At 40.7% G+C, this 25,174-nt stretch carries 33 protein-coding genes; 27 read left to right on the top strand and 6 right to left on the bottom strand.

The annotated features are described in order from the left end of the window. Window positions 1-222 precede the first annotated feature (222 nt). Both TSIB_RS10720 and TSIB_RS09430 read left to right on the top strand, forming a co-directional pair. Window positions 223-651, top strand: coding sequence for a class III signal peptide-containing protein (locus TSIB_RS10720; protein WP_015850205.1), 429 nt, complete (start codon window positions 223-225; stop codon window positions 649-651). Window positions 652-686: 35 nt separating this feature from the next. Continuing rightward, the gene (locus TSIB_RS09430) at window positions 687-1,064 is read left to right on the top strand and encodes a class III signal peptide-containing protein (protein ID WP_048160663.1); all 378 of its coding nucleotides are present in this window, start codon (window positions 687-689) and stop codon (window positions 1,062-1,064) included. 118 nt (window positions 1,065-1,182) lie between these two features. Here the strand turns inward: TSIB_RS09430 and TSIB_RS09425 are convergent, their stop codons facing one another. Beyond that, a complete protein-coding gene (locus tag TSIB_RS09425) occupies window positions 1,183-1,404 on the bottom strand; it encodes a PIN domain-containing protein (protein ID WP_081432794.1) in 222 nt (73 codons plus the stop codon). A gap of 550 nt (window positions 1,405-1,954) precedes the next feature. Between TSIB_RS09425 and TSIB_RS10485 the strand changes: the two genes are divergently transcribed. From TSIB_RS10485 to TSIB_RS09400, 6 genes are all read left to right on the top strand, one after another. Continuing rightward, a complete protein-coding gene (locus TSIB_RS10485) occupies window positions 1,955-2,110 on the top strand; it encodes a hypothetical protein (RefSeq protein ID WP_015850201.1) in 156 nt (51 codons plus the stop codon). Continuing rightward, window positions 2,107-3,414, top strand: a complete 1,308-nt coding sequence (locus TSIB_RS09420) for an RNA-guided endonuclease InsQ/TnpB family protein (RefSeq protein ID WP_015850200.1) — start codon at window positions 2,107-2,109, stop codon at window positions 3,412-3,414. Before TSIB_RS10485 ends, TSIB_RS09420 begins: the two co-directional genes overlap by 4 nt. Before the next feature lie 41 nt (window positions 3,415-3,455). Next, entirely contained in the window at window positions 3,456-3,755 is a 300-nt protein-coding gene (locus tag TSIB_RS09415; protein WP_228359808.1) for a DUF4258 domain-containing protein, read from the top strand. After that, window positions 3,752-3,970 carry a DUF2283 domain-containing protein gene (locus TSIB_RS09410; protein WP_015850198.1) on the top strand — a complete coding sequence of 73 codons (219 nt, stop codon included), beginning with the start codon at window positions 3,752-3,754 and terminating at the stop codon, window positions 3,968-3,970. Before TSIB_RS09415 ends, TSIB_RS09410 begins: the two co-directional genes overlap by 4 nt. Window positions 3,971-4,142: 172 nt before the next feature. Continuing rightward, entirely contained in the window at window positions 4,143-4,454 is a 312-nt protein-coding gene (locus tag TSIB_RS09405) for a hypothetical protein (protein WP_052293237.1), read from the top strand. Then, a complete protein-coding gene (locus TSIB_RS09400; protein ID WP_015850196.1) occupies window positions 4,378-4,806 on the top strand; it encodes a type II toxin-antitoxin system VapC family toxin in 429 nt (142 codons plus the stop codon). The genes TSIB_RS09405 and TSIB_RS09400 overlap by 77 nt, the downstream gene beginning before the upstream one ends. Window positions 4,807-4,830: 24 nt before the next feature. On the opposite strand, the gene TSIB_RS09395 is transcribed toward TSIB_RS09400, so the two are convergent. Then, window positions 4,831-5,121 (bottom strand): MazG nucleotide pyrophosphohydrolase domain-containing protein, encoded by a 291-nt coding sequence (locus tag TSIB_RS09395; protein ID WP_015850195.1) that lies wholly within the window; start codon window positions 5,119-5,121, stop codon window positions 4,831-4,833. Window positions 5,122-5,254: 133 nt separating this feature from the next. Between TSIB_RS09395 and TSIB_RS09390 the strand changes: the two genes are divergently transcribed. The 3 genes from TSIB_RS09390 to prf1 all read left to right on the top strand — a co-directional run bounded on the left by TSIB_RS09390 (window position 5,255) and on the right by prf1 (window position 7,390). Further along, window positions 5,255-5,833: a HEAT repeat domain-containing protein gene (locus TSIB_RS09390; protein ID WP_015850194.1), complete on the top strand. Its 579-nt coding sequence runs from the start codon at window positions 5,255-5,257 to the stop codon at window positions 5,831-5,833. Further along, window positions 5,826-6,062, top strand: coding sequence for a pro-sigmaK processing inhibitor BofA family protein (locus TSIB_RS09385; protein ID WP_015850193.1), 237 nt, complete (start codon window positions 5,826-5,828; stop codon window positions 6,060-6,062). Before TSIB_RS09390 ends, TSIB_RS09385 begins: the two co-directional genes overlap by 8 nt. A gap of 80 nt (window positions 6,063-6,142) precedes the next feature. Next, a complete protein-coding gene (gene prf1 / locus TSIB_RS09380; protein WP_015850192.1) occupies window positions 6,143-7,390 on the top strand; it encodes a peptide chain release factor aRF-1 in 1,248 nt (415 codons plus the stop codon). On the opposite strand, the gene TSIB_RS09375 is transcribed toward prf1, so the two are convergent. Together TSIB_RS09375 and TSIB_RS09370 are read right to left on the bottom strand one after the other, a co-directional pair. Continuing rightward, the gene (locus tag TSIB_RS09375; RefSeq protein ID WP_015850191.1) at window positions 7,370-8,257 is read right to left on the bottom strand and encodes a dihydrodipicolinate synthase family protein; all 888 of its coding nucleotides are present in this window, start codon (window positions 8,255-8,257) and stop codon (window positions 7,370-7,372) included. The genes prf1 and TSIB_RS09375 overlap by 21 nt on opposite strands. Window positions 8,258-8,345: 88 nt before the next feature. After that, entirely contained in the window at window positions 8,346-10,280 is a 1,935-nt protein-coding gene (locus TSIB_RS09370) for an arginine--tRNA ligase (RefSeq protein WP_015850190.1), read from the bottom strand. Window positions 10,281-10,350: 70 nt separating this feature from the next. Here TSIB_RS09370 and TSIB_RS09365 point away from each other — a divergent pair, with 70 nt between their 5' ends. Continuing rightward, window positions 10,351-10,641, top strand: coding sequence for a lipoate protein ligase C-terminal domain-containing protein (locus TSIB_RS09365; protein WP_015850189.1), 291 nt, complete (start codon window positions 10,351-10,353; stop codon window positions 10,639-10,641). Then, on the top strand, window positions 10,628-11,188 hold the full coding sequence (locus tag TSIB_RS09360) for a stage II sporulation protein M (protein ID WP_148206188.1): 561 nt from the start codon (window positions 10,628-10,630) through the stop codon (window positions 11,186-11,188). Before TSIB_RS09365 ends, TSIB_RS09360 begins: the two co-directional genes overlap by 14 nt. Before the next feature lie 135 nt (window positions 11,189-11,323). Here the strand turns inward: TSIB_RS09360 and TSIB_RS09355 are convergent, their stop codons facing one another. Further along, window positions 11,324-12,412 carry a DUF354 domain-containing protein gene (locus TSIB_RS09355; RefSeq protein ID WP_048160661.1) on the bottom strand — a complete coding sequence of 363 codons (1,089 nt, stop codon included), beginning with the start codon at window positions 12,410-12,412 and terminating at the stop codon, window positions 11,324-11,326. 298 nt (window positions 12,413-12,710) lie between these two features. On the opposite strand from TSIB_RS09355, the gene TSIB_RS09350 reads away from it, so the two are divergent. Next, entirely contained in the window at window positions 12,711-13,997 is a 1,287-nt protein-coding gene (locus tag TSIB_RS09350) for a UDP-N-acetyl-D-mannosamine dehydrogenase (protein WP_048160659.1), read from the top strand. Then, the gene (gene wecB / locus TSIB_RS09345) at window positions 13,994-15,127 is read left to right on the top strand and encodes a non-hydrolyzing UDP-N-acetylglucosamine 2-epimerase (RefSeq protein ID WP_015850185.1); all 1,134 of its coding nucleotides are present in this window, start codon (window positions 13,994-13,996) and stop codon (window positions 15,125-15,127) included. The genes TSIB_RS09350 and wecB overlap by 4 nt, the downstream gene beginning before the upstream one ends. Here the strand turns inward: wecB and TSIB_RS09340 are convergent. Then, window positions 15,120-16,379, bottom strand: a complete 1,260-nt coding sequence (locus TSIB_RS09340) for a radical SAM protein (protein WP_015850184.1) — start codon at window positions 16,377-16,379, stop codon at window positions 15,120-15,122. The two genes, wecB and TSIB_RS09340, sit on opposite strands and share 8 nt — an antisense overlap. A 143-nt stretch (window positions 16,380-16,522) precedes the next feature. Between TSIB_RS09340 and TSIB_RS09335 the strand changes: the two genes are divergently transcribed. The 12 genes from TSIB_RS09335 (at window position 16,523) to TSIB_RS09280 (ending at window position 25,173) form a co-directional block, all read left to right on the top strand. Then, window positions 16,523-17,023 carry an ACT domain-containing protein gene (locus TSIB_RS09335; RefSeq protein ID WP_015850183.1) on the top strand — a complete coding sequence of 167 codons (501 nt, stop codon included), beginning with the start codon at window positions 16,523-16,525 and terminating at the stop codon, window positions 17,021-17,023. Window positions 17,024-17,310: 287 nt separating this feature from the next. Further along, a complete protein-coding gene (locus TSIB_RS09330; RefSeq protein WP_015850182.1) occupies window positions 17,311-17,817 on the top strand; it encodes a Na+/H+ antiporter subunit E in 507 nt (168 codons plus the stop codon). After that, window positions 17,814-18,062, top strand: coding sequence for a monovalent cation/H+ antiporter complex subunit F (locus TSIB_RS09325; protein WP_015850181.1), 249 nt, complete (start codon window positions 17,814-17,816; stop codon window positions 18,060-18,062). The genes TSIB_RS09330 and TSIB_RS09325 overlap by 4 nt, the downstream gene beginning before the upstream one ends. Then, complete coding sequence (gene mnhG / locus TSIB_RS09320) at window positions 18,059-18,472, top strand: monovalent cation/H(+) antiporter subunit G (RefSeq protein ID WP_015850180.1); 414 nt, start codon at window positions 18,059-18,061, stop codon at window positions 18,470-18,472. Before TSIB_RS09325 ends, mnhG begins: the two co-directional genes overlap by 4 nt. After that, a complete protein-coding gene (locus TSIB_RS09315) occupies window positions 18,465-18,740 on the top strand; it encodes a DUF4040 domain-containing protein (RefSeq protein ID WP_015850179.1) in 276 nt (91 codons plus the stop codon). Before mnhG ends, TSIB_RS09315 begins: the two co-directional genes overlap by 8 nt. Beyond that, window positions 18,734-19,447, top strand: a complete 714-nt coding sequence (locus TSIB_RS09310) for a Na(+)/H(+) antiporter subunit B (protein ID WP_048160657.1) — start codon at window positions 18,734-18,736, stop codon at window positions 19,445-19,447. The genes TSIB_RS09315 and TSIB_RS09310 overlap by 7 nt, the downstream gene beginning before the upstream one ends. Beyond that, window positions 19,444-19,785, top strand: coding sequence for an NADH-quinone oxidoreductase subunit K (locus tag TSIB_RS09305; protein ID WP_015850177.1), 342 nt, complete (start codon window positions 19,444-19,446; stop codon window positions 19,783-19,785). The genes TSIB_RS09310 and TSIB_RS09305 overlap by 4 nt, the downstream gene beginning before the upstream one ends. Further along, window positions 19,782-21,266, top strand: a complete 1,485-nt coding sequence (locus TSIB_RS09300; RefSeq protein ID WP_015850176.1) for a proton-conducting transporter transmembrane domain-containing protein — start codon at window positions 19,782-19,784, stop codon at window positions 21,264-21,266. Before TSIB_RS09305 ends, TSIB_RS09300 begins: the two co-directional genes overlap by 4 nt. Continuing rightward, window positions 21,263-23,116 carry a proton-conducting transporter transmembrane domain-containing protein gene (locus TSIB_RS09295; RefSeq protein WP_015850175.1) on the top strand — a complete coding sequence of 618 codons (1,854 nt, stop codon included), beginning with the start codon at window positions 21,263-21,265 and terminating at the stop codon, window positions 23,114-23,116. The genes TSIB_RS09300 and TSIB_RS09295 overlap by 4 nt, the downstream gene beginning before the upstream one ends. Window positions 23,117-23,119: 3 nt before the next feature. After that, on the top strand, window positions 23,120-24,049 hold the full coding sequence (locus TSIB_RS09290) for a respiratory chain complex I subunit 1 family protein (RefSeq protein WP_015850174.1): 930 nt from the start codon (window positions 23,120-23,122) through the stop codon (window positions 24,047-24,049). 11 nt (window positions 24,050-24,060) lie between these two features. Beyond that, on the top strand, window positions 24,061-24,642 hold the full coding sequence (locus TSIB_RS09285) for a NuoB/complex I 20 kDa subunit family protein (RefSeq protein ID WP_015850173.1): 582 nt from the start codon (window positions 24,061-24,063) through the stop codon (window positions 24,640-24,642). 3 nt (window positions 24,643-24,645) lie between these two features. Continuing rightward, a complete protein-coding gene (locus TSIB_RS09280; protein WP_015850172.1) occupies window positions 24,646-25,173 on the top strand; it encodes an NADH-quinone oxidoreductase subunit C in 528 nt (175 codons plus the stop codon). The last annotated feature ends 1 nt before the right edge of the window (window position 25,174 follow it).

The raw sequence follows: 25,174 nt of genomic DNA, 5'->3' as shown, positions 1-25,174 counted from the left end.
TGTTTGGAAATTTATTGGTATACCTCTTAGTAGCTCTCATAGGTTTTGATGGTATTTTGACTTATGTTGGATAAAATACAATGATAACTTAAGTAATATTGGAAAATTTCCATTCAATGTTAGTCAATTTTGAGATAATAATAGACATAATTGGGGAGAAATATATTTATATGGCTTTAGCGTAACTTATATGATGACTTTCCATATGGAGGTGTAGAGAAAATGATAAATTTGAGAAAATTGTTTAAACGGAAGAAGGGTCAGGGTGCGCTGGAGTACCTCTTCATGATCGCAGCAGCCTTGATAATAATATTTGTTGTGGTTAGGTACATTAGTGGTGCTGGTCAGCAAGCCACTGGTACAAGTGACATAGCGGCCCTACAGAGCCAAGCAGAGCTTGTTAAGTCATCATTCCAAGCAAAGGGATGGTGGGAAACTGCAAAAATTCAAGTTAATAATACAAATTTGAAAATAATTACTTCCGATGGCAATGTAACTTATACTATTCCATCCACATATGAGGAACTCTATAACAAGGGGTCAGATGAATATAGTAATGAAGCCTATATTACCACGGTATATACAGACTGCCAAGCTGGTAAGCTAATTGCTTGTGAGGTCTTTGGAGTTATTTCTAGCGGTTCAACCTGATCTTTCCTAATTAATTTACTTTTTTGGTGATTTTTATGAAAAAGGCCCAGGGTTCTCTTGAGTATTCTGCAATGGTTGCCCTTGCCCTTGTGATAATATTGATTACTGTTTTCTGGTTTGGTGAAGGCGTTGTTCCGAAGGCTATAAAGTCTACGGAGCAAAATCAACTTTTGGCTTATCAAAACAATGTGGAAACCAAAGTGCAATACTTAAAAACCAGTGGGAATTGGGAATCCCTCAAAACCCAGACCATCTCCTGCTCCAACGGTCAGTGTGAGTTCAATGGAGAGACAAAAGATATAGACGACTCAACCTTTACATACTCGGACACACTTGAAAACGCCTACAACAAGTGCATCTACGAGAACGACTTGGACTCTTGCAAAGCGATAGTTTACGTTTTGGGTGAGTAGTCTTGGAGAAGCCCCACAACTTCTTTTGTATCTAAGACTCGCACGTTTTTGATACCTTTGAGCTTCTTGTCATTGTTTCATATTGGGCAGTTAAGCTTCAAGGCTAAAGCGACAAAATCTATATCCCCAAGGTTTGGAGTAATCTCAGCGGCTTCTTGAGGTTTATGTATTCACTTTCTGGAATTGGGATAACTATGTGGGACAGTATACCAAAATCAATCTCTTCAAACCTTTCAGGAGAAAACTTGGACTTTTTGATTATCTCGCTCTTGTACTTTTGAAGTTCATCATATGCATATTCAGGAGTATATAAGTCCAAAATTCCTCTCAGCTTTCTTATAAGTTTTTTGTAGTGGAATCGGCCTTGAAGAAGGAGAAAAGGACGTTTGTATCAACTACGAGTGAGTCCAAGTTTTTCCCTCCAGTATTTTGCTCTTTCTTTTTTGATCTCTTCGGTAATTCTCTCTATGTCTTCCTCTGTTAATTCAGAACTCTTAAGTCCTTTCTCAATTTTTTTTGAGCATTGAATCTATGAGAATTTCCTTTCTAACAGTTCTCCTTATAAGCTGAATTAAAGTTTCGTCCACATTATTGGGGACTTTTGTCACAATCTCTTTCATAATCTCACCGCTGTATAAGGGTTATCCTCTAAACTTTTTAACCCTTAATTTTATGGCTCGGAGGAAACAGTAGAATGATGAAATAAAACAAAAGGTCTTTAAAAGAGAGGTAAATATATTAAATTAAGATAAGAAGAGCTTACTTTTTTCTTTTGAAAGCCTCGCCCTTTAAGGTGGGGATGCAGTAATCGGAAATTCAGCTCGGAGACAGGAAAGCACTCCCAAAAAGCTTTTAAATCAATCCATACTAATATAGATTGGTGTTGATTGATGGGGGTTATTAATGTCTCCGTTGATGATGAAGTTGAGAAAAAATTCAGGGAACTCGTGGAGAAAAAATACGGGAAAATCCGAGGTGCTTTAGGAGTAGCTGTAACTGAAGCTATGAAGCTCTGGATTAAAAAAGTTGAGAGCGAAGAAAAATGAAGCGAACAATAACCCTAAAACTCCAACCATCAAAGGAAACCGAGAGAACCCTCAAAGAGTTAGCCCAAATTAGTTCCAAAGTCTGGAATAGAGTGAACTACCTTCGCAGACAGGAATTCTTTGAGGGCAAACCAATAGACTTCCTCAAAACCGAGAAAATAGTCTATGAGGAATTTAAAGCAGAGATAGGCTCGGCAACAGTCCAACAAATAGCAAGAAAGAACGCTGAGGCTTGGAGAAGTTTCTTCTCTCTCATAAGAGCCAAGCGGAACGGAGAATCACCCAAGTGGTTCAAGCCAAAACCACCAGACTACTTGAAAGATAATGGAAAGAGGAAACCTTTAATAGTCCTGAGGAACGACCAATACAGGATTGAGGAGAACAAGATAATCCTCAAAGGCCTCGGAAAGTTCAAAAGACTGGAAGTTCAGTCCAAGGGGAGAATACACTTGAAGGGCAAGCAGGGAAGACTGGAAATAACTTACGACCCGATAAGGCGGAAGTGGTATGCTCACATCAGCGTAAGTGTCGAGAAAAAACTTCAAGGTGAAGAATGGGTAGAACTCCCAAGAGAACCGTTAGGTAATCTCCCAGCGGGCATAGACCTTGGAGTGAACAATTTAATAGCCGTTTACGTTGAGAACGGGGAGAGTTTTCTCGTGAATGGAAGACCGCTGAAAAGCATAGCCTTCTACTGGCAGAAAAGAATAGCTGAGTATCAGTCTAAAATCAACAAGTCTGGAGCAAAAAAGAGCAAAAAGCTCACAAGAATGCACCAAAAGGCTAAACTTCAGGCGAGGCACTACATCAACACGACAGTGAGACAAACTGTTGAGAGGCTTTATCATCTCGGCGTTTCGAGGATAGTTGTTGGTTATCCAAAGGAGATAGCAAGAAATTCCAACAAGGGGAAAAAGCAGAATTATCTTCTCTCTCACGTCTGGCGGTTTAATACAGTAATTCAACGCTTGAAGGAAGTTGCTGAAGAGTATGGTATTCAAGTTTTGGTTGTGAATGAGGCTTTCACTTCGAAAACTTGCCCCGTTTGCGGGAAGCCCCACGAGGGGGCGCGTTTCGTTAGGGGTTTATTTAAGTGTCCCGCAACGGGGCTTGTATTTAATGCCGACCTTGTTGGAGCTTTCAACATTTTGAAAAGGGCTGTGAAAACCATAACCCCGAGCCTGCCGGGTTTGACGGTGGGTAGGGGTAATTGGGGCAAGACCGTCCCAGAGGGGTTGAAAACCCACTTTTTAGTGGGTTTGAATGAGACCCCTCAAACCTTCCCGCTATTGGCAAGGGGTTGAAGCTGAACCCTCGCCCTTCAGGGCGGGGAGGAGGTCAGATAGTGCTCAGGAGGGTCGCTATGATAACTTTCACTGAACATGCGAGACAGAGACTTAAAGAGAGAAAAATCGAGGAAGATGAGATCGAAAAGGTTCTTAAGAAGCCTAAATGGAAGTTTTATGATCTTAAAAATGCTCATCAAATAGCAATAGGAGAAAGAAGAAAGGAAGGACACTATTTGATCATCGCTTATGATCGGGAAGGGGAAAGTATAAAAGTTGTGACAGTTATAGATGTTAGTAGGAACCTTGAAAAGATAGTTAAGAGGAGATTGGAGAACAAGAGGTGGATTGAGCTATGAAGATTCGGTATGACCCAAAGGCGGATATCCTGTACATACTAATAAAAGAGGGGGAAATTTTTGACACTGATGAGGTGGATGAGGACGTCTGGATAGAGTATGATGAAAACGGCAGAATAATGGGAATAGAGATATGGAATGCTGGCGAAAAAGTCATAATAAATGCTTTGAGAGAGATAGAGAAGTACACAAAAGCTCAAAAGGCAAAAACCTAACGGCTTTTTAAATCTCAGTACTGCTCTCTTTAAAAACTCCCCAACTTCTTATGGAGAGCCGAGGATTATCGGCTTTTTCTAAACGATTTAATGGTTTATAGTTTGTTGACCTCAATTCATCTAATAGGAAATTTATTAGCATTAGATGTGATACTTACAATTGGGTGATAACATGGGAACTCACGTTCAAACCGAGGTTGATGACGAGACCCATGAGGTTCTCAAGATGCTCGCTATCTTGAGGGGCAAAAGACTAAAGGAAATAGCAAGGGAAGCTTTAGAGAAATATGCAAAAGAGCACAAAAAAGAAGTGGAAAAGCTAATCCAGAAAGACCCGATTTGGGATACCATAGGGTTTTGGAACTTGAAGAAGATGCAAGCGAGCGGGAAGACTGGGGGACTGTGGAATGGCAAAGCGAGTGAAACCAGAATTGATTTACATGGACACAAGTGCCATGATAGCGTTAGCCAGCAGAACATATAAGAACCATAAAAAAGCAAAAGAATTTTTCGAGAAGTCCATTAAGAGCGGCATAAACTTTGTTGTTGGCAGGCCGGTGCTGGGGGAGTTCCTTAATGGGGTTTCAAAGAGGGTTAACAAGAGAACTGCGGTTCAACTCTATAAAAGCTACACCAACAGTAGGGTTGTGATAATTGAAAAAGAAATAGAAGAAGACTGGGAAAAAGCTTGGAAGATATTTAAGCAGTATGAAGATCAGAAGGGCATGGATGTCATAGATTGCTTAAGCTTTGTTATAATGGAGAGGCTGAAAATCAGGGAAGCTTTTACTTTTGATCGTGACTTTGAGACGTATGGATTTGAAAAGTTGTTGTAGTTCTAAATTCTCTGGTTATGTTTTCTACTCCTTCTCACATTCACAAGGATTTTTCCCACAATATGGACAAACTCCTGGATACTTCTTCTTTGCAGCTTCCTCCACATCAACCCCCACAATGTTAGCCAAACTAACCAGCCAAGCCAGAACATCGGCAAACTCTTCATCCATGGCCTCTCTATCGTTTTTCCTTAGGGCCTCTGCCAGTTCACCAATCTCCTCACTAAACCACAGAAAAGTCTTTTCCAGCCCTCGCTTTTCATCCCTATGAAAGTAAAGCTCCTTAATCAGCTCTTGGAACTCCTTTATGTGCATTTTCCCACCTCATAAAACTCATCTGTGGAGTTTTCTATTCCATTTGTCAATTGGGCTTAATTTCTCATGCACTTTTTAAAGCTTAAGGAAAATGATTTTAAAGTTTAAGGTAAAATTACAATAGGGTTGTGTAATGGGGTTATTTTCATTTGGTTCCAAAAAGAACAAAGTCATAAAAATGATCTCTCAGGGAGATTTAGAAGAAATTCTTATCTCTGCAATGAAGGATAAAAAATATGTAGATGCAATAATCGAGCTTTTAGATGAGCATAAACCGGGACTTCGAGGAGATGCTCTTTTACTTCTTGGGGAGCTTGTTTCTAGGCACAAAGATTTAATGATGGAATACATCGAGGATGGTCTCCCTGTAAGAGTACTCTTGCTTGTAGAGGATCCCGATCCTTACGTTAAAGAGAATGCTATGCAGACATTCGAACTTATGCTCCGGTTTTTCCCATGGGCTGAAGAAATGTTTAGGAATGAGATTGTTCCATTGCTCATGGATATCCTTAAAAATGGTGACAGGAACAGGAAGGCCTTTGCAATGCTGATGCTCAAAAAATTGAAAGTTAAGGAGGCCCTCCCACTAATTGCGGAGCTTGTAAATGTGGAAGAAGCGGTTATTTTGCCTTTTGAGGGGATTAAATGGGTCCCTTTGGGTGAAATTGCCAAAGAAGTAATAAAAGAGCTTGGGGGTGAAATGAGTGATTAATGTCCTAATATTCATAGTATTATTAACAATAGCTGCAGCGATAGTTCTCAAGCTAACGTTTTCAGTTCTCAAATGGATGGCAATGAACGCAATAGTTGGTCTTATACTTTTGGGGATCTTAAACTACCTTGGCATAGCACACGTAGAGATGAGTCTGATAAACTTCCTTATAGTGGCTGTTGGTGGAATTTTGGGAGTTTTCCTGTTGCTGTTTTTATCCTATCTTTAGCTTTTTTCCAAATCTTTATAAAGTCGAATTTTTTAAGAGGGTTGTAGCGAGAAAAGAGAGTAATTGGTGAGGTGATAATCATGTCTCACAAGTCTGCTGAAATGTATGAGCTTAAAAAGAAGGTTGAGGAGCTTAAAAAGATTCGAGGTCGAGCAACTGAGCTAGTTTCCCTCTATATTCCCGCAGATTATGATTTGAATAAAGTCATGCAGCAGCTTAGGGAAGAATATGGAACAGCCCAGAACATCAAATCGAAGACCACTCGAAAAAACGTTCTTGGGGCCTTGGAAAGGGCCATGCAGCACCTTAAACTTTACAGACAAACTCCAGAGACTGGTTTAGCTCTTTTTGTTGGTAATGTGAGTGAACAGGAAGGGGTTTCTGATATTAGGGTATTTGCCATTGTTCCACCGGAACCCTTAAACGTGAGGCTTTATCGATGTGACCAGACTTTTGTTACGGAACCTCTTGAGGAAATGTTGAGAGTTAAGGATGCCTATGGTTTAATAACGGTTGAGAAGAACGAGGCCACAATAGGAATTCTTAGAGGGAAGAAAATAGAGGTCATTGAAGATCTAACTTCTAATGTGCCAGGAAAGACAAGGGCCGGTGGCCAGTCAGCTCGAAGGTATGAGAGAATTAGAGAACAAGAGGCTCATGAATTTATGAAAAGAATTGGTGAACACGCAAGCAGTGTATTCCTCCCTCTCTTGGAAAAAGACGAACTTAAAGGGATTATTATTGGGGGTCCTGGCCCTACAAAGGAGGAGTTCGTTGAGGGAGAGTATTTGCACCATGAACTTAGGAAAAGGATTCTGGGTGTTGTGGACATAAGTTACCACGGGGAATATGGCCTTAGAGAGCTTGTAGAAAAAGCAAGTGATATCTTAAGAGAACATGAGGCCGTTAAGGAGAGAAAACTTGTTCAGCAGTTTTTCAAGCACCTAGTTAAGGATACTGGCCTTATAACTTATGGTGAAAAGGAAGTGAGGAAGGCCCTCGAACTTGGAGCCGTGGACATCCTTCTCCTGAGTGAAGGTTATGATAGAGTTAGAGTGAAAGCCTTATGTAATAACTGTGGCTGGGAAGAGCTCAAGACAATGACTGAGGCTGAGTTTGAACTATATAAAAAGAACCTCAAGGCATGTCCCAAGTGCAACAGCCAGAATATAAGCGTTGAAAAATGGGATGTGGCAGAAGAGCTCATAAAAATTGCAGAAGAAGGCGGGGCTGAGGTTGAGATAATCTCCCTTGATACTGAGGAAGGTCAGCAATTCTACAAGGCTTTTGGTGGGATAGCTGCCATTCTAAGGTACAAGCTCCAGTGAGGTCAACAATTGCTTTATTCTTTCTTTGACTTCTCCTCTATCCATGATGTATGGTGGTCTGAGAACCGGTTTTATTGAAAAGCCCCTTATGTTCATAGCTATCTTTATCGCTGATCCAAACGAAGAGGCCAGTTCATAAACTTTTGAGACCTTTGCGAGCTTTTGAGCATACTCCATAGCCATTTCGAAGTTTTTCTCCTCAAAGGCTTTGTAAAGCTCCAGGTGAAGTTCAGGTGCAAAGTTTGCACAGGCCATTATTCCTCCATCTCCCCCTAGGAGTAAGGTGTTCAGAAAGTGTTGATCTAAGCCAGTAAAGACTTTAAAGTCTTTTCTTTCTCTTTTTACCTCAAATATCACATTCCTGACGTGATTAATGCTGTCTATGGTTTCTTTTATCCCTGCTATATTAGAATATTCGAGAGCAAGGCGTTTTATTAAAGAAACGCTCATTGGATTAGCACAGCTGGGGATATTGTATAAAATTATCGGGATCTCTGTTTTTTCAGCGACCATTGAATAGTGCTTGAAGAGGGCGTCATCGTTAAGTGGGCAGTAATAAGGGGGTGCTATAACCACGTAATCTGCTCCTATCTCTTGGGCATGTTTTGTGAGTTCTATGACTTCGAAAGTGTTTGTTGAAGCAGTTCCTACAAGATAAAAAGCGGATGATACCAGTTCTCTGCCTTTTTCTGCTAAAAGTTTTCTCTCTTCATTGTTTAGACTAGTAAATTCCCCAGTGGTTGCGTTTATGAAAATTCCATGGACTCCAATCTTTTGGAGGTAATTTATGTGCTCCTCAAGGGCAGGAAAGTCAATGGAGTAGTCTTCATTGAAGGGTGTTACCAGAGGTACTACAACTCCGCGCATAAGATCACCAAAATAGTTTAGCTTTAGTGTATTTTAGATTTATGGAAAAGGACTCCACACACTTAAAATGGATAGAAAAGAAGAAGACTCACATAACCTCTGGAGCCTCGATACCCATTAAACCAAGGGTATTTTTGAGTACTTGCTTTGTTGCTATTACTAGTAGGAGTCTTAGTTCTCTTACCCCTTCTTCCGCTTTCAAGACTGGTAGGGCCATATAGAAGCTGTTAAACACCATTGCAAGTTCATTTGCATAGGTGGCGAGTAAGTGGGGTTTTATGTCTCTTCCGGCTGTTTTCACTATTTCTGGGAATTTTGAGATGATTTTTATCAGTTCCTTCTCCTTATTGTCCAGTTTTGAGAAGTCTGCGTTCTTTAAGAGGGCATCTTTATCAATGTTTATTCCTTCTTCCATGGCTTTCTTTAGAATGGAGGCACATCTTGCGTGGGCGTACTGGATGTATGGAGCACTTTCACCTTCAAAGTTGAGAACATCCTCCCAGCGGAAGGTTATTATCTTTTCAGGTGAATATTTTACTAGGTTGTACCTTACAGCTCCAACCCCTACTATTTCTGCTATCTTTTCTTTTTCTTCGCCACTTAACGAGGGGTTCTTTTCTTCTACAAGTTCTTTGGCCCTTTTAACAGCTTCATCAAGCACTTCATCAACGGTAAACCCTATCCAGGTCCCCTTTCTTCCGCTGAACTTCCCTTCTGGCCTTACAACATGCTCGTAAGCTAAATGGTGGAAATTGTGGTACTCCTCTTCATAACCGAGAAGCTTGAGTGCATAGGCAACGGCCATTTGCTCATATCTTTGTTCCGAGCCAACAACGTTTATCACTATCTCTGCATTTGCAAACCTTCCGGGCATTCTTTCACCATCTTTGGCAGTAGTCCATGTTTTGTGGTCATTGATTTTGTCCCATACCTTGTAACGCATATCCGCGCTTACTTTTCCAAACTTCCATAAATGGTAGGCAATGTCCTTTCCGGTGTATGTTGCGGTTCCGTCACTTCTGATAAGTACTGTATCTGGGTTTTCAAGATCAGGGAAGAGATCTCCAAGTTTCATAATGAAAGCTCCCTTATATTTGCCTTCTTGGGCCCATTCGAAGTGGGAATTTTCTTGAATGCGCTTATAAGACTCTTCAAATATCCCACTCCTAACGATATCACTTTCCCAGCTTAGAAGGTCGTAGGAGATGCTTAATCTATAGGTCGTTTTCATCTGGGCCTTAACGACGTCTTCGGCCAGTTTTCTACCTTTTTCGGATATTTCGTTGTCTTCTTTTTCTAATTCCTTCATTATACTTCTTATCTCCCTTTCAACCTCAGGATATTCTTCCATCTTCTTGTGAACTTCCACGTAAAGAAGGCCAAGAGCATGGTCAAGAATGTCCTCTTTTGAAAGTCCCTTTTCTTTAAGCTCTTTTATGATGCTTTCGAACTCTTCCCTCATATTTAGATAACCCCAGAGGACTTGGGCAAACTGAACGCCAAGGTCATCAATATAGTTTTGTACTTCAACATTGTATCCAAGAGCCCTCATAATCCTAGCGACAGTATCTCCTAAAACTGCATTTCTAGCGTGCCCCATGTGAAGGGGTTTTGTGGGATTAACAGAGGTGTGTTCTACTATAACTTTCTTCCCCTCTCCTATCTTGCTTTCTCCAAAGTGCTCTCCTTTTTGAAGGATTTCTTTTACAGTAAGTTTGCTGAACTTTTCATAGTCTAAGAAGAAGTTTATGTATCCTGCTCCAGCCACTTCCACCTTTGCTATATACTCTGGAAGCTTATCTTCCAGGTTTGAGGCAATTTCTTGGGCTATAATCCTTGGGGCTTTTTTGAATACTTTTGCTAATAGGAAGGCAACTGTCGTTGCAAAGTCCCCGAACTCCATATTTGGAGTTTCATCAAATAGGATCTCTCCTTCCCAGGTTTTACCTTCTTTCTCGAGCATTTCGCTGATGATCGTTTTAAGGAGTTCTCCCACCTTTGCTTTGATATCATCATAAGTCATGATTATCACCAGCTTCTCTTTTCCATAAACCTTTAAAAACTACCCGCTTTAAAAATTGTTTGTGAGTAGCATGAAAAAGATTGGTGAACATAAAGCTAAGAAGGGTCTTATACGATTCGAGATTGAGGAGAAAGATAATGTGGCCATTGATGTTAAGATTACGGGGGATTTTTTCGTTTATCCTGAAGAAACTATCGCTGAACTTGAAGAGACCTTAAAAGGGAGGAATTTGGAAGAACTCGAAAATTTAATAGATGACTTTTTTGCAGTGAGGCTTGACGTAGAGATGCCTTATATAAATGTTGAGGACTTCAAATTGGCCCTTAAAAATGCTTTAAGTGATGGAAATGAAGAGGATTAGCCTTTTTTATGGATTTATAGGTTTATTTTTGCTTGGTTGTTTGCTTGGTATACTATTTACTGGAGTTAGTCCTGAATCTGCTGAAGCATTGTTTTCAAACTTAAAGAGTTTTTTCGGTGGGACCATAGGTGAAAATATTGATAAATTTAGTTTATTCACGTTCATATTTTTCAATAATACTCGGGTTGCCATAATCTCAGCTTTTGGTGGACTGTTATTTGGGGTAGTTCCAGCTGGAATACTCTTCTTTAATGGCTTTGTAGTAGGCATAGTTTTGGGGTACTTCCATTCTCAGGGTGAAAGCTTCTTGCGCTTATTATTAGCCATAGTACCTCATGGGGTTCTGGAAATTCCTGCTTTTGCTGTGGCAGGTCTTGGAGGAGTGGAATGGTACTTTGAGGTCGTAAGGGGAAGAGGAACACTAAAAGAGCGATTTATGAATGGTTTCGTAAAATCTATGAGAATGCTTGCATTGGCACTTCTCATGCTCTTGATAGCAGCTTTTGTTGAAGCGTATATCACTCCTACTGTGGCCTCTATAGGGTGAAAACCCGATTGTGAACTACTCTGTTCTTGTGGGCGGAGTTTCGTGAGAGTTCATTGTAGCCTCACATTTCCGCCCGAAGAAGATAAAATAAGTACAAATTGGGGATTTAAAAGGGTAAAATAGGGGCTAAATTCCTCACTTTCTGCTTGTCAACTCCTCTAGAACAACCTCCTGAATTGGGAATGTCCCATATTCTTCATAAATCTCGATTTCTTTTAGGAACACATCTATTGGATTCTCCATAGCCATAATGACGTTTCTAACATGTTTTCTGAAGGCTCCGTTCTTTCTCATGAGCTCCCAGGCCTTTTCAGATACTTCTATTGGGTCAGTTGAGTGGAATTTAATCCTAAGGTTTATGAGCCATTTTGTAATTGCCAAAAGCTTGCCGGGGTAGGTTGAAATGGTCGGAGTTCCTAGGGCCAAAGCTTCTCTGTTCATTGTTCCTCCAGCGCCTATCATAAGTTTTGCATAATAAAGGAGGGACAAACTATCAGTAACGTGATCAGGGATCATGACGTTTTCAAAATGTTCAAAGCGTTTTGCTTGTGTTTCAGTTCTTGGGAAGAGGACAATGGGAACGTCTGGTAAGAGTGGTATTATGTTTTCAAGGATGCTCTTTTCAGCATCTCCATTGAAATAATTGGCCTTTATTGGTTCAGTCCTCATGACTATGTAACTGTATGCAGTTAGTCCCAACTCTTTTAGTGGTTTTTTGGTTGGAATAAACCCATATAGATGTGCTAGCTCGGGTATTCCATTTAAAGGCTTTAGAGAGTTTACATCAGCCCCGCATTTTATAAGTTCATATGCGTCTATAGCCTTAGGATAAATAAGTCTCTGGGTAAATGGCATCATGAGTTTGTTGACTGCAGTTGCCGTGTCATTGTCTGCAAATCCTATTGTTGGAATACCTAGGCCAAAAGCGACTCTTGGGGCCTCGGGAGAGTTTTTATAAAGACTTATATCGGGTTTTTCCTCAATTATCAGTTTAGCAAGTTTGTGTTGTCTCTCAACGCTTGCTATAAGCTTGCCTTCGAGGGTTGATCCCCCGTGTTTTCCAACAATATAATAATCTATCCCTAACATGTCTAGAATTTCAGTTAGGCCATCAAACTCTCTCGTGGTAACCAATACCTCATGTCCTCTCTTTTCGAGTTCCCTGATTATACCCTTGAAAAAATGAGCGTGAGGTGCATTCACGATATCAACCCATATCTTCACGAATTTCACCCACTATTATGAACAGCTTTGTCCATTAAAAGGATTTCCGTAAAACGGTTTTTTAGCCTGTAATTACTTAAATTTTGAAGATGTTTTTTTGGTTATAAATGTTTATTACAATTTCTGTCAATGAAAAACAGGATTGTAGAAGTTTATTTGTTCATTACCCTTCAGTTTTTTCGGTAAATGCATGGAAAATTAAAATTTCTTGAGAAATCTTCTTGGTTTCTGGATCGACACTATTTCGTGGAAAAACCTTAAATTTAGGTTTTTAATCTCTTTTACTTGGGTGGAAAAGATGAAAGACCGGATAATCAATAAGAGTGCAGAGATTGCAGTAATTGGTTTAGGTTATATAGGCCTTCCGACAGCTATAATGTTCGCAAATGCTGGTTTCAATGTTATAGGTTATGAAATAAGGAAGGAAGTTGTTGAAAAGTTGAACTCTGGCAATTCTCATATAATTGAGCCAGAGATAGACGATCTGTTGCATAAGGCTATAGATAGAGGTAGATTAAAGGCCACTTCCAACAAAGACGATATAAGAGGTAAAGATGTCTATTTGATATGTGTTCAAACGCCTTTAAGAGATGATAAAACTCCAGATTTAACCTATTTGGAAGAGGCCGTAAGAACAGTTGCTGAAACAATGAAGAAGGGCTCTCTTGTGGTAATTGAGAGCACTATCCCACCCATGACAACCCTGAAGATGGGTCGTCTAATAGAGGAGATAAGGGGTTTTAAGGCAGGAGTGGACTTCTACATGGTGCACGCCCCTGAAAGAGTAATGCCTGGAAGGATATTTAAAGAACTTGTTTATAATTCAAGAATAATTGGTGGAGTTACTGAAGAAAGTGCAGAATTGGCCGAAATTTTGTATAGGTCATTTGCAAAAGGCCAGATATTCAGAACAAATTCTACCACTAGTGAAATGGTAAAATTGATGGAGAATACTTTTAGAGATGTAAACATAGCGTTGGCGAATGAATTTGCCCTCCTGGCCCATCAATATGGTGTTAATATCTTCGAAGCGATAGAGCTTGCTAACACTCATCCAAGGGTAAAGATCCACACTCCCGGAATAGGTGTTGGGGGGCACTGTTTACCAAAGGATCCGTATTTATTGCTTAGTTCTGCTAAAGAAGACTTTGGATTAATTCAGAAAGCCAGAGAAATAAATGAAGACATGCCTCTCTTTGCCAAGGATCTTCTTATGAATGCTTTGAAGATGATTAATATTCCTCCTGAGGAGGCCATTGTTGTAGTTCTTGGCCTGGCATACAAAGGCGACTCGGATGATATAAGGAATTCTCCAGCATTGGCTTTTGTTGAGGGTATTAAGGAAGATGTAAAGGAAGTAAGGAGCTATGATCCATATGTAAAAGGAACTCATGAGACTCTCGAAGAGGCTTTAAAAGGGGCAGATGCGGCGGTAATAGCAACCGATCACTCACAATTCAAGAATCTGGATTGGGAGAAAATTGGAAGTTTAATGAGAAACAAAATATTAATAGATGGTAGATACATAGTAAAAACCCCACCGAAGGGATTTGTATTTAAGGGCCTTGGGAGGGGCGAGTATTGAAGCCAGCCTTTATCTTTGGCACTAGGCCAGAAATAATAAAATTGGTTCCTGTAATCAGGGCATTTGAAAAGAGGGGGTTAAAACCTCTGCTCATTCATACGGGCCAGCATTATGATTATGAGATGAGCAAGGTCTTTTTGGAGGAGCTTGAACTTCGCGGGATAAATTATCATCTTGAAGTTGGCTCAGGGACTCAGGCATATCAAACGGGAATAGCAATGATAAAAATAGAGGAGGTTCTGATGAAAGAAGATCCTGATGTTACCCTGGTTCAAGGGGACACTAACACTGTTCTGGCCGGAGCTTTAGCGAGTGTGAAGCTCAAGATCCCAGTAGCTCACGTTGAGGCTGGCCTGAGGAGTTTTGATAGGACTATGCCTGAGGAGATAAATAGGATTTTGGCGGATCATGCAAGTGAAGTTCTTTTTGCCCCTACAGAAGAGGCCAGGAAAAATCTTGAAAGGGAAGGTATTATTGAAGGGGTTTACGTTGTGGGAAATACAATAGTTGATGCGGTTTTTCAGAACTCAGAGATCGCTGAAAGGAAGAGTAAAATCTTGGAAAAATTTGGATTAAAGCCAAAAGAATATGCTGTTTTAACGGCCCATAGGGCTGAAAACACAGATAGTGCAGAAAATCTCAAAAAACTTGTGGAGATAATAGAATCCCTGCCAATACCGGTGGTTTATCCGGTACATCCAAGAACGGAAAAAAGATTAAAAGATTTGGGCCTATGGGAAAGGCTGAAAGCAAAAGACCACGTGATTCTCACAAAACCTCTCGGTTATCTTGACTTTTTAAAGCTTCAAAAGAACGCGAAAATTGTTTTGACAGATTCAGGGGGAATCCAAGAGGAGAGCATAATACTTAGTGTGCCATGTCTTACACTTCGCTACAACACTGAAAGGCCCGAAACCATAAAAGCAGGAGGAAACGTTTTAGTAGGCCTTGAGAAAGAAAGAGTAATCCACTATGTTGAGAGACTCTTGAACGATGAAGAATTCTATAGCAGGATGGCAAATGCTGAAAACCCCTTTGGGGATGGAAGGTCAGGAGAGAGAATGGTAGATATACTTTTGAGTCTTTACGAAAAAGGAGAGCTCAGAGTAAAGAGTTCTAGGTTTATTTAATTGGAGTGCCAATGTAGATTCCATGTCTTGTCCTTACTATTTTTACTTTAATCTCATCACCAACTTTTGCATTGGTGTTTATAACTTCTATAAGCCGATTTCTTGCGACGGCTAACATCTCCCCCTCAATTCTACCAGGAAGGATTATTTTAACCTTAACAACCTCTCCGACATGGAACTCTAATGGGATGAACCTTCTTTTATGCATCCCAAAGTGTTCTGGTTTTAGAACTAAAGGCCTCATATCAGTTTTTTCTTCAAGTTCTCTAAGCCAATTGTAGAACTTTTTGAAAGATAAAAACTTCACAGATGGATGTCTTCCGAATTTGTAGGGCACGTAGTTCTGAAATCCTAAAGCGGGCCATCTCTTCCCTGCTCCAATTTTTCTTGCAAATTCAATAAAAGATTCAGCTTCCATGTCATTTATCCCAAAGATAATCACTGGAGCAAAAAGGACATCAATCCCAGCATTTATCAAGGCCTCGGCCATTTCCAAGACATGATTGAGGTCGTAATCCTTCATCCCCATCAGCATTTTTGCTTTTTCTGGGTCGAAAGAGTGAATGGAGAGATTTACCCTGTCTAGTCCTGCTTCAGCTAACTCCTCAATGAGTTTATCGTTTAGCAATGCCCCATTGCTCTGCATTGAAATTACGCTGACGTTTGGGTTTTCCCTAAGCCCCTGAACCAGCTCCACAATAAATGGGTAAACTAAAGGCTCCCCTTGCCCATCCAAATGAGCTTCAAGTCTTTTTCCTTTAAACTGGGCAACTTCATTGAACCATTTTAATAAATAATCCACATCCACAACGTAGTCAAGAATTCTAGTTCTTGAATATGGTCCTTCATCTACAGAACAGAAAATACACGAAACATTACATCCTGTAGAGCCTCTAACCTGAATTAAGTTTGTCCCTCGATCTATCAATCCAAATGCATTATATCCTAAAAGCGGGATGTTCATCCCTTCATGGATATAAAGAACTCTTCTTTTTGTATATTTGTTTCTTAAGAATTCCCTCAAATAATTTTGAATTAAAAAGATTACAAAATTCCCCAGCTCTTTATTCTCATGGTTTATTCTAAGATATCCATCTTCAACTTTTAACTCTGCTTTAATCTTGAACTTTCTTTTTATAGCCTTCTCAAGAAGATTTTTCTCAAAATCAGCATATAAAGTGTTTCTCCAGACTATCCTTATATTGCCCCCGTCTTCTTCAAAATATGAATTTGGAGGTTTTATTTTTATCATGTGTTTCGTTAAAATAGTTTCTTTAAAAATCTTTTAGGAATATTTATAAATCGGTTAAGTGAGCACAGTACTGCATGGAAACATTTTAATACTTTTGTAACAAAAGGTGTAGTGATGGACTATTATGGACAGAGGTGAAGGTAATGTGGGGAAAACTTGAACATTACTTTGATGAGTACCCTGTTAGAAAGCAGATAGCGAAACTCCTCTTAAAGCATGGACTGAAGGTTTCAGATGATATGAAGATCAAATGTGGAGAAATAGAGGTCCCTTACACAAAAATAGCAAAGGCTCTTGACGTGGATAGAAGGGTGGTTAAGGAAACAGTAACTATGATCCTTAAAATTCCAGAGCTTAAGGAGATTTACGTCAACCTAGAACCTACAGTTCACATGAAGTTTGTTGGGAGACACGTTGGATATGGAGTAATAGAGATTGAACCCGAACCAAGGGCCATAGGAATCCTTGCAAAAGTTGCATCTAAGATTGCTGATAGGGGTATCAACATTATTCAGGTGGTTGCCGAAGATCCCGAACTATATCCTGAGGCCACACTTACAATAATCACAGAAAAGCCCATTCCTGGAGAATTGATAAATGAACTCTCCAAACTTGAAGGAGTTAAAAGGATTTCAATTTACTGATGTTTTTCAATTCTTCTTAAATTTATCTTGAACACGTTATATCATGTAAACCATGTAATATGAGGGGACTTAAACATCTGTGATTTTTGTGCATTTTTCTAAGTTTTCTGCTTGGTATATCACAAAAGTGAAGTACTTAGCTTTAAAATAAGGGCTTATTTTATCTTTTAACCATTAGTTTTTAACCTTTTAGTCTGTAGGAAGATTTATAAATGTATATATTTCAATAAAAGGTTAGAAATATTGGGTGTAAAAACTTTCAACCTTTGTTTATGGAGGGTTGTTAAATGGGAGAAGCAAGCAAAGTAAGCCGCTATCTATACACGGTTTTAATCCTGTTTATTATTTGGATGTTTCTGACAAGCAGCTTTGATTCTCAAGAAATTACAATTGGGGCAGTATTTTCATTGATAATCGGAGCTTTGACCTACGAGGTTTTTACAGAGAGGGGGTTGGAAAATCTTAACCCCAAGAGGATGGCGTATGCTATAGCATATATCCCATACTTCCTTTGGGCAATGATAATGGCCAACTTGGATGTTGCTTATCGTGTTTTACATCCAAAAAGGCCTATAAACCCTGGAATTGTGGAGTGTAAAACCATACTAACGAACAACACCGGAAAATTGGCCCTTGCTAATTCTATCACTCTAACACCAGGAACAATAACTCTTGATGTCAAAGGAGATCACTATTTTATCCACTGGATCGATGTGAAGGATAAAAGTATAGAAGGTGCGTCTGAGCACATAACTAAACCATTTGAAAAATTCTTAAAGGTGATCTTCGAATGATAGAAATCTATTTATTCCTGATCGCCGTTGCTGTTATTTTGAGCATGTACAGGTTCTTCAGGGGCCCAACTACAGCAGATAGAATTGTGGCAGTAGATATAATGACGACCCTAACCACTGGCCTGATGGTACTGTTTGCCCTCCACTACAGGAGAGCAATATTCCTTGATGTAGCCTTGGTTTATGCTGTGCTTGCTTTTGTTGGGGTTATAGCTTTTGCCAGATACATGGAGGGAGGCTTATGAGCATTGCGTCGATAATCGGTCAGGTCCTTGTACTTTTTGGAACTTTCTTCTACGTGGTATCTTCATTGGGCTTGATTAGAATGCCAGATGTGTATAACAGAATGCAAACCGCAACAAAAAGTGCAACCCTGGGTTCCTTGGGTGTAATCATAGGTGTAGGGATATGGGCCATTGGAGAGGTGGGAAGCTACTCTTGGATTCCAAAGACATTGATAATTGCTGTGTTCCTGCTCCTCACAAATCCAATAGCGGCACATGCACTAATTAGGGCTGCTTACAAGAGCGGAGTGCCCTTATGGGAGGGCAGCATCGTGGATAGATACAAAGAGGTAGAGAGTTCTCTGGAGCGAGTCGAGGAGATAAAAGAGAAGTTAAAAGAACCTTCGCTGGGGGTTGAGATGAATGAGTGACTGGGTTGCGATTTTCATAGCTGCTCTCATGATAATCTCTGCAATATTCGCAGTTGAATGGGGGGATCTTTTAGCGGCAGTAGTTGGAATGGCCGCCGTAAGTTTATTTGCATCAATAGCGTTCTTTTTCCTTCAAGCACCGGATGTGGCAATGGTGGAAGCAGCAATAGGTGCTGCACTGAGCGCTGCGGTCTTCATATTCACAATAAAGAGAACTGAAAGGTACGAGAGTGAGGAAGAAGGCACAGGATGGTGGGTGAGATGGTGAAGCGAATCCTAGCCATAGTTTTCATCCTCATAATAGGCCTATGGATGGCAAAGGGGCTTGATCAGGTTCCATTTGGTGAAGATAGAATGCTTGTAGGCAAATACTACCTTGAGCATGTTACGGAGGAAACAGGTGCAATAAATGCTGTAACCGCTGTGGTTGTTAACTACAGAGGTTTTGATACTCTGGGAGAAGTTACTGTGCTCTTCATAGCTTCTACCGGCGTTGCGGCACTTCTATGGAGAAAGAAGAGGAAAAGAACTGCTAAAAAGGAAGGAAGTGTTGTTTTAACAACCGGTGCAAAGCTTCTACTGCCATTTGTAATGCTATTTGGGGCTTATATATTCATTCACGGCCACCTAACTCCGGGTGGGGGATTCCCTGGCGGAGCAACAATTGCAACAGCATTTTTGCTCCTTTACGTGGCCTTCACAGTGTACGAGATAGACCACAAGATCTTTGAACCTCTTGAGGGTCTTGCGGGAGTTGGTTATGTGACAGTTGGCCTTATAGGTTTAGCAGTAGGTGGGTATTTCCTCTTTGATTGGATATGGCAGAGCTGGGGGTTAGGAAAGGAGAATATCGGAAGACTTTTCAGTGCGGGCTTTATTCCAATAATCTACATTCTTATTGGTCTTAAAGTCGGAACTGAACTTACTGGAATTATTGACAACATGGTTAAAGAGCCCGAGGAGGGAGGGCAATGAACCCATATTACTTTGCTTCAATAGCTTTAATCTTGATCGGACTCTATGCAATTCTGGTTAAAAGAAATGTTCTAAAGATGCTAGTTGGGTTGAGCATAATGGAAACAGGGGTCAATCTTCTGCTCATCAGTGTAGGATATGTAAGTGGTAGGAGTGCTCCAATATTGAGCGAGGGGATAACTCCGGATAAAGCGGTAGATCCGATTCCTCAAGCTTTAGTTCTCACGGCAATTGTTATTGGTGTTGCAACAACGGCAATGGCTTTGAGCGTCGTTATAAATCTCTACGAGAAATACAAAACTCTTAACGTAGAGGAGATAAGGAGGTTGAGGGGATGAGTCAATACGCTTCCCTTTTAATTGCTTTACCCTTATTTAGTGCGTTCTTTATCCCAATACTTAAAAGACTGAATAAAAGTGCAATAATGCCTTTCTTGGTCGTAGTCACGTTAGTTCAAACTGGAATAGCGGCATGGGTTTTTAATGAAATTTACATAACGGGGAAGCCCATAATAATCATGGCCGGTGGATTTAGGCCACCAGTAGGAATTAACCTATACATAGGCCACTTTGCAGCGGTATTTATCCTAGTAGTAACACTTGCAAGCTTTTTGATGACAGTATTTAGCATGAGGGCAGTAAATGTTGAACCAAAAGATAAGTACGCAATGTTGTTCTTACTCCTCATGCTTGGTGCAACGGGCATGATTGCCACTGGAGATATCTTTAACCTCTTCGTCTTTATGGAAATTACCGCCATAAGCGCTTATGCATTAACGGCATATAATAAAACAGGGGAATCCAGTGAAGCAGCTTTAAAATATGTCGTCCTTGGAGGGATTGGCTCAAGTTTCTTCTTAGTTGGTATTGCCCTGATCTATGGGAGCCTTGGAACACTTAACATGGCCCACATTGGTCAATTAGCTTCAATGATAAACCCAACTGCAGCCAAGATAGGTTTAGCATTGCTTATCTTTGGATTGGCTGTAGAGGCAGAACAGTTCCCCCTCAATGCTTGGGCTCCTGATGCGTATCAGGAAGCTCCACACCCGGTAACGGCAATGTTTTCTGCCTTTGTGGTTAAAGCCTCTCTCTATGCTATAGGCAGGATAATTTACATCTTAAGTGCTGCCGAAGGGTGGAGTTCAGTTTTAAGATTACTCATAGTTTTGGGAACTCTCACCGTTATAGTAGGCGAGATGAGTGCTTTGAGGCAGAATAACGTTAAGAGAATGTTTGCATACTCAAGTATAGCCCAAGTTGGCCTGATTGCTATGGGTTTAGCTCTGGGGACAGAAAGTGGTGTAAGCGCAAGCGTCTTCCACATGTTCAATCACGCAATAGTCAAGGCCCTTATGTTCTTGGCAGTAGGTTACGTTGCTATTGAGCTTGGTGGGGTAGAAATGAGCAAATTTGAAGGCCTTGGAAAGAGGATGCCGATAACGGCCTTTGCAATAACAGTTGGTGCTATAAGCATCATAGGGATTCCACTCTTCAATGTCTTCTGGAGCAAGATACAACTCATCTTAGCTGCCCTAAATGCCGAATATACATGGGTGGTAGCATTAATCCTGGGTGCAAGTCTTATTGAAGCTACCTATTACATAAGACTCATTCATACTATGTGGTTCAAAGGAGAAGGAGAAAAGGTCAAGGAAAACAGTGTTCTGGCATTGATAATGCTTCTGCTGGTTGCATTTATAATAGTCATTGGAATCTATCCAGAACCCTTCTGGGACGTTATGCAAAAGGCTGGAAGGGATATCTTCGACGTTGCCCAATACGTTAAGAACGTTCCTCTAATGGGGGTGAGCCCATGAACGAATTGGCTTTAATTGTATTTGCTCCTTTAATAGCCGGTGCCTTGGCATGGCTTGTCGATATTAAGGGAATCAGAGAGATCTTTGGTGTTTTGGGTGCTGCAGTGCCACTTGGGTATACTGTACTGCTCTACCAAAAAACAGGCGAGGGCCTTAACTTTGCTCTCAACTTGGGGGTCTTCAAGTTAACCTTTGCTCTAAACACGTTAAATTGGTTTTTCCTGGGAATAGGAGCTTTAGTGGGATTTGCAGCAATTTTGGCATTGGTATCCACAGGTAGAGATAGCTATGAGTGGTTATTTGCGTTAATGAGCCTCAGCGGTGTGATTGGGGTTTTTCTCGCAAACGACTTAATGACGTTCTTTATCTTCTGGGAGATAATGACATTTGCAAGCTTTATGATGGTGCTTCACTACAACCGTAGTGCATCGTTGAAGTACTTCCTATTAAGCGTTTTTGGAGCATATGCAATGCTGCTTGCACTGGGAATCATTTATGCAAAACTAGGAACCTTTGACTTTGGAGCAATTCAACAAGCAATGTACCAAGATGCATATGCAAGCGCATTTGGCGGTGAGACACTAATAAGCAAGAACGAGAGTGCATTAATTTATTTGCTGTTCCTCATTGCATTTGGAGTTAAAGCGGGTATGTTTCCACTACATGTATGGGCCCCAGATGCTTACAGTGAGACCAATCAAAGTTATACAGCGATGTTTAGTGGAGTTCTGAGCAAAGCAGGGGTTTATGGGTTCATTTTACTTTACGTACTTATGGGAACCCGTTTAGCACTTGAATTTGGGGCATTCAGAAGCGCAACGAAATTTGGTTATATCATAGCATTCCTTGGAGGTCTAACTATAATTGTTGGTGGCCTGTTAGCTGCTCTTCAGGAAGATATAAGAAAACTCTTTGCATATTCAAGTATAAGCCAACTTGGATACATACTGGTAGGAATTGGTGTTGGTACAGCGTTAAGCATTCAAGCAGCAATGTTCCATGTTCTTAGTCACGCATTGTTTAAGGGCCTTTTCTTCCTCATAGTGGCTACAATAGTATACAGGACTGGTAAAACAACTTTCGCAGATATGGGAGGGCTTGCTGAGAAAATGCCATTTACATTCGCAATGGCTTTTGTAGCCATTCTTAGCCTTGCTGGAATTCCGCCTTTAGTTGGGTTTGCCAGCAAGTGGGTTCTCTTTGAAGCAGTAATAAGCCAGAACTTGCCGATACTAGGTGGTATGGTGTTCTTTGGAAGTGCAATTGGGTTTGTTTACCTCATAAGATTTGTATATGCAGTATGGTTTGGACAGAGACCCACTGACCTGGACAACACAAAAGACGCTCCACTTCCAATGGCAATAGCAATGGCAATTTTAGCTCTATTCAATGTAATACTTGGAATTGCACCAGGACTTGTTGCAAAAGAGCTCAATAGGATATTTGGAAAAGAAATCATCGGGGGGGACCTCTTCATACTAGATCTAGGGTTTGGAAAGTACAATGCACTAGCAGTCACGATTTATCTTGTAGTTGGCATAATAATAGCGGGGATAATCTATTTCCTCGGTGCAAAAGTTAAAAAAGTCCCTGTTACGGACACTTACCAGTCTGCTAACCCTGTGACGATGGAATATAATCTTACAATAAGGAGAAACTTCTTCCTTCCACTCAAAGAGACATTGGCATTTTGGCTTAGGGTAAGCTTTGACAGGCTTTATCGCACCATAGGAACATGGGTTGAAGATCTAGCAGAAGTTATGAGGACTTATATCTACAATGGAAATACTCAGAGCTATGCATGGTATCTCGCGATACTATTATTAATCCTTGCACTTTGGGGGGTGTGAAGAATGATTGAGACTGCTTTAAAAGCTCTCTTTATCTTAATTTATGCAACTTTCGTAGGTTTCATGTTCATGGGAATAATAAGAATAGTCACCGCAAGAATACATAGAAGAGTTGGGCCTCCTATCTATCAGCCCATCTTAGATACGATTAAGCTCCTTTCAAAGAAAAGCAACATAACTCATGGTTTAATATACGACTTTGGTGTGATCTACGCATTGGGAGCAACAATACTGGCTATAATGTTCATACCTCTTGGAAATATCGGTGTTCTCAGGGCTTATGGTGATTTAGTATTAATTACCTTCCTACTTGAGATACCGATGCTTGGAATAATGTTTGCAGCAATGAGCTCAGGAAACCCCTATGCTGGCATTGGTGCTCAGAGGGCACTGCTTACTATGCTTGCCATACAGGTGCCCCTAGGTTTCGCCATAGTTGCCCTCGCCGAGTACTATGGTACATTTAGCACCTATGAAATAGTGATGGCCCAGCAGAGTATGGGGTGGAGTATAACAGCGCTTCCACTCTTGTTTGCAGCAATTGCTTACGATCTTGTACTTCAAGCAATGTTTGGTAAAGAGCCCTTTGATATCATGATTGCACCAGGTGAGATATCCCTTGGCCCAATGGTTGAGTTTGGCGGTAAACACATGGGGATACTTCAGATTCAACACGCGATAGCCCTCTTTGGGGAGACACTGTTCTTCTCAAATATATTCCTTGGGGGAGCGGTGATTACAATATTTGGAAGTTCGATACTCAATACAATAGCGACTTTGGCTGTACTCCTCATTAAGCAGATTGCGGTACTTCTGGTGGCAACTTTCATGGGCGCAATATTCCCAAGGTTCACTATAGATCAAGCTGCTAGGTTCTACTGGAAATGGCCTACAATAATAGCTGCTCTGGGGGCAATATTAGCGACTCTGTGAGGTGAAGAAAAATGGTCGATTGGAGATTATATGAACCACTCATCAACTTTGCGAGAAAAAGGAGCATGTGGATTGTGGCGTTTTGTACAGGATGTGGCGGTATAGAAATGCCTCCTCTAATGACTTCAAGATACGATCTAGAGCGTTTTGGTATGATGCCTAATCCAGCCCCAAGAATGGCTGATCTCTTCCTAATCACCGGTTATGTTACCCCAAAGACGCTTAAAAGAATTATCATAACTTACGAAATGCAACCTGATCCAAAGTACGTCCTTGCTCACGGTTCATGTCCACTAAATGGGGGGATCTATTGGGACGGTTACAATGCTATCAAGCACCTTGACAAGTACCTGCCAGTTGATGTTGCAATAGCGGGATGTATGCCAAGGCCTGAGGCAGTTATGGATGGCATCAAGAAGATAATGGAACTCATTGATAGTGGTAAGGCCGACGGATGGAAGCGCTACAAGGAAAACTACGAATACTACAAGAAAAATCAGGACGAACTCTTTGGTGAGGGATGGAGAGAAAAGACTGCGAGAAGATGGATTCCATGGTTAATGAACAAAAAGAAGGAAGTTAGGGAGGAGTGAAACATGATACTGGAAAAAGAGGAGAATATAGTGAGGCAAATTCTTGAAAAGGCATCATATGCAGAGGGAAAGGTTAGAAGAGCTAGGAGAATAGAGTTTCATATCCCCGCAGAGAGAATTAGAGAATTTCTCACACTGCTTAAGGAGAGCAATTTTGAAACTATGATGCAAATAACAGCAGTAGACTGGATTAAGGATGGAGAGATAGAGCTTGTTTATCAAATGTGGAGTTATACTCACGCTGTTCATGCATTTGTAAAGACGAGAATTCCAAGGGACGTTGATAAAGCTAGGGTGCCGAGCGTTAGGGACATCTATCCAGTTGCCGAAACTTACGAGAGGGATGCCCATGAATTCTATAAAGTGACGTTTGAAGGCAACGATAAGCTTAAAATGCCATGGATTCTTGAGGATGAAGACAAGGAAGCAGGCGTTTCTCACAGAAAAGACTTCGATATGCTTAGTTATGTAAAGAAGAAATACAAACTGCTTGATAGGTTTGAAGAGGATAAGGAGAACTATGTAATCTGAG

Origin of the sequence: Thermococcus sibiricus MM 739 (genome assembly GCF_000022545.1) — an archaeon.
Lineage (GTDB): Archaea > Methanobacteriota_B > Thermococci > Thermococcales > Thermococcaceae > Thermococcus_A > Thermococcus_A sibiricus.
Note: the sequence above shows the minus strand (reverse complement) of the source record. Positions and strands in the feature narration are given on the sequence as shown.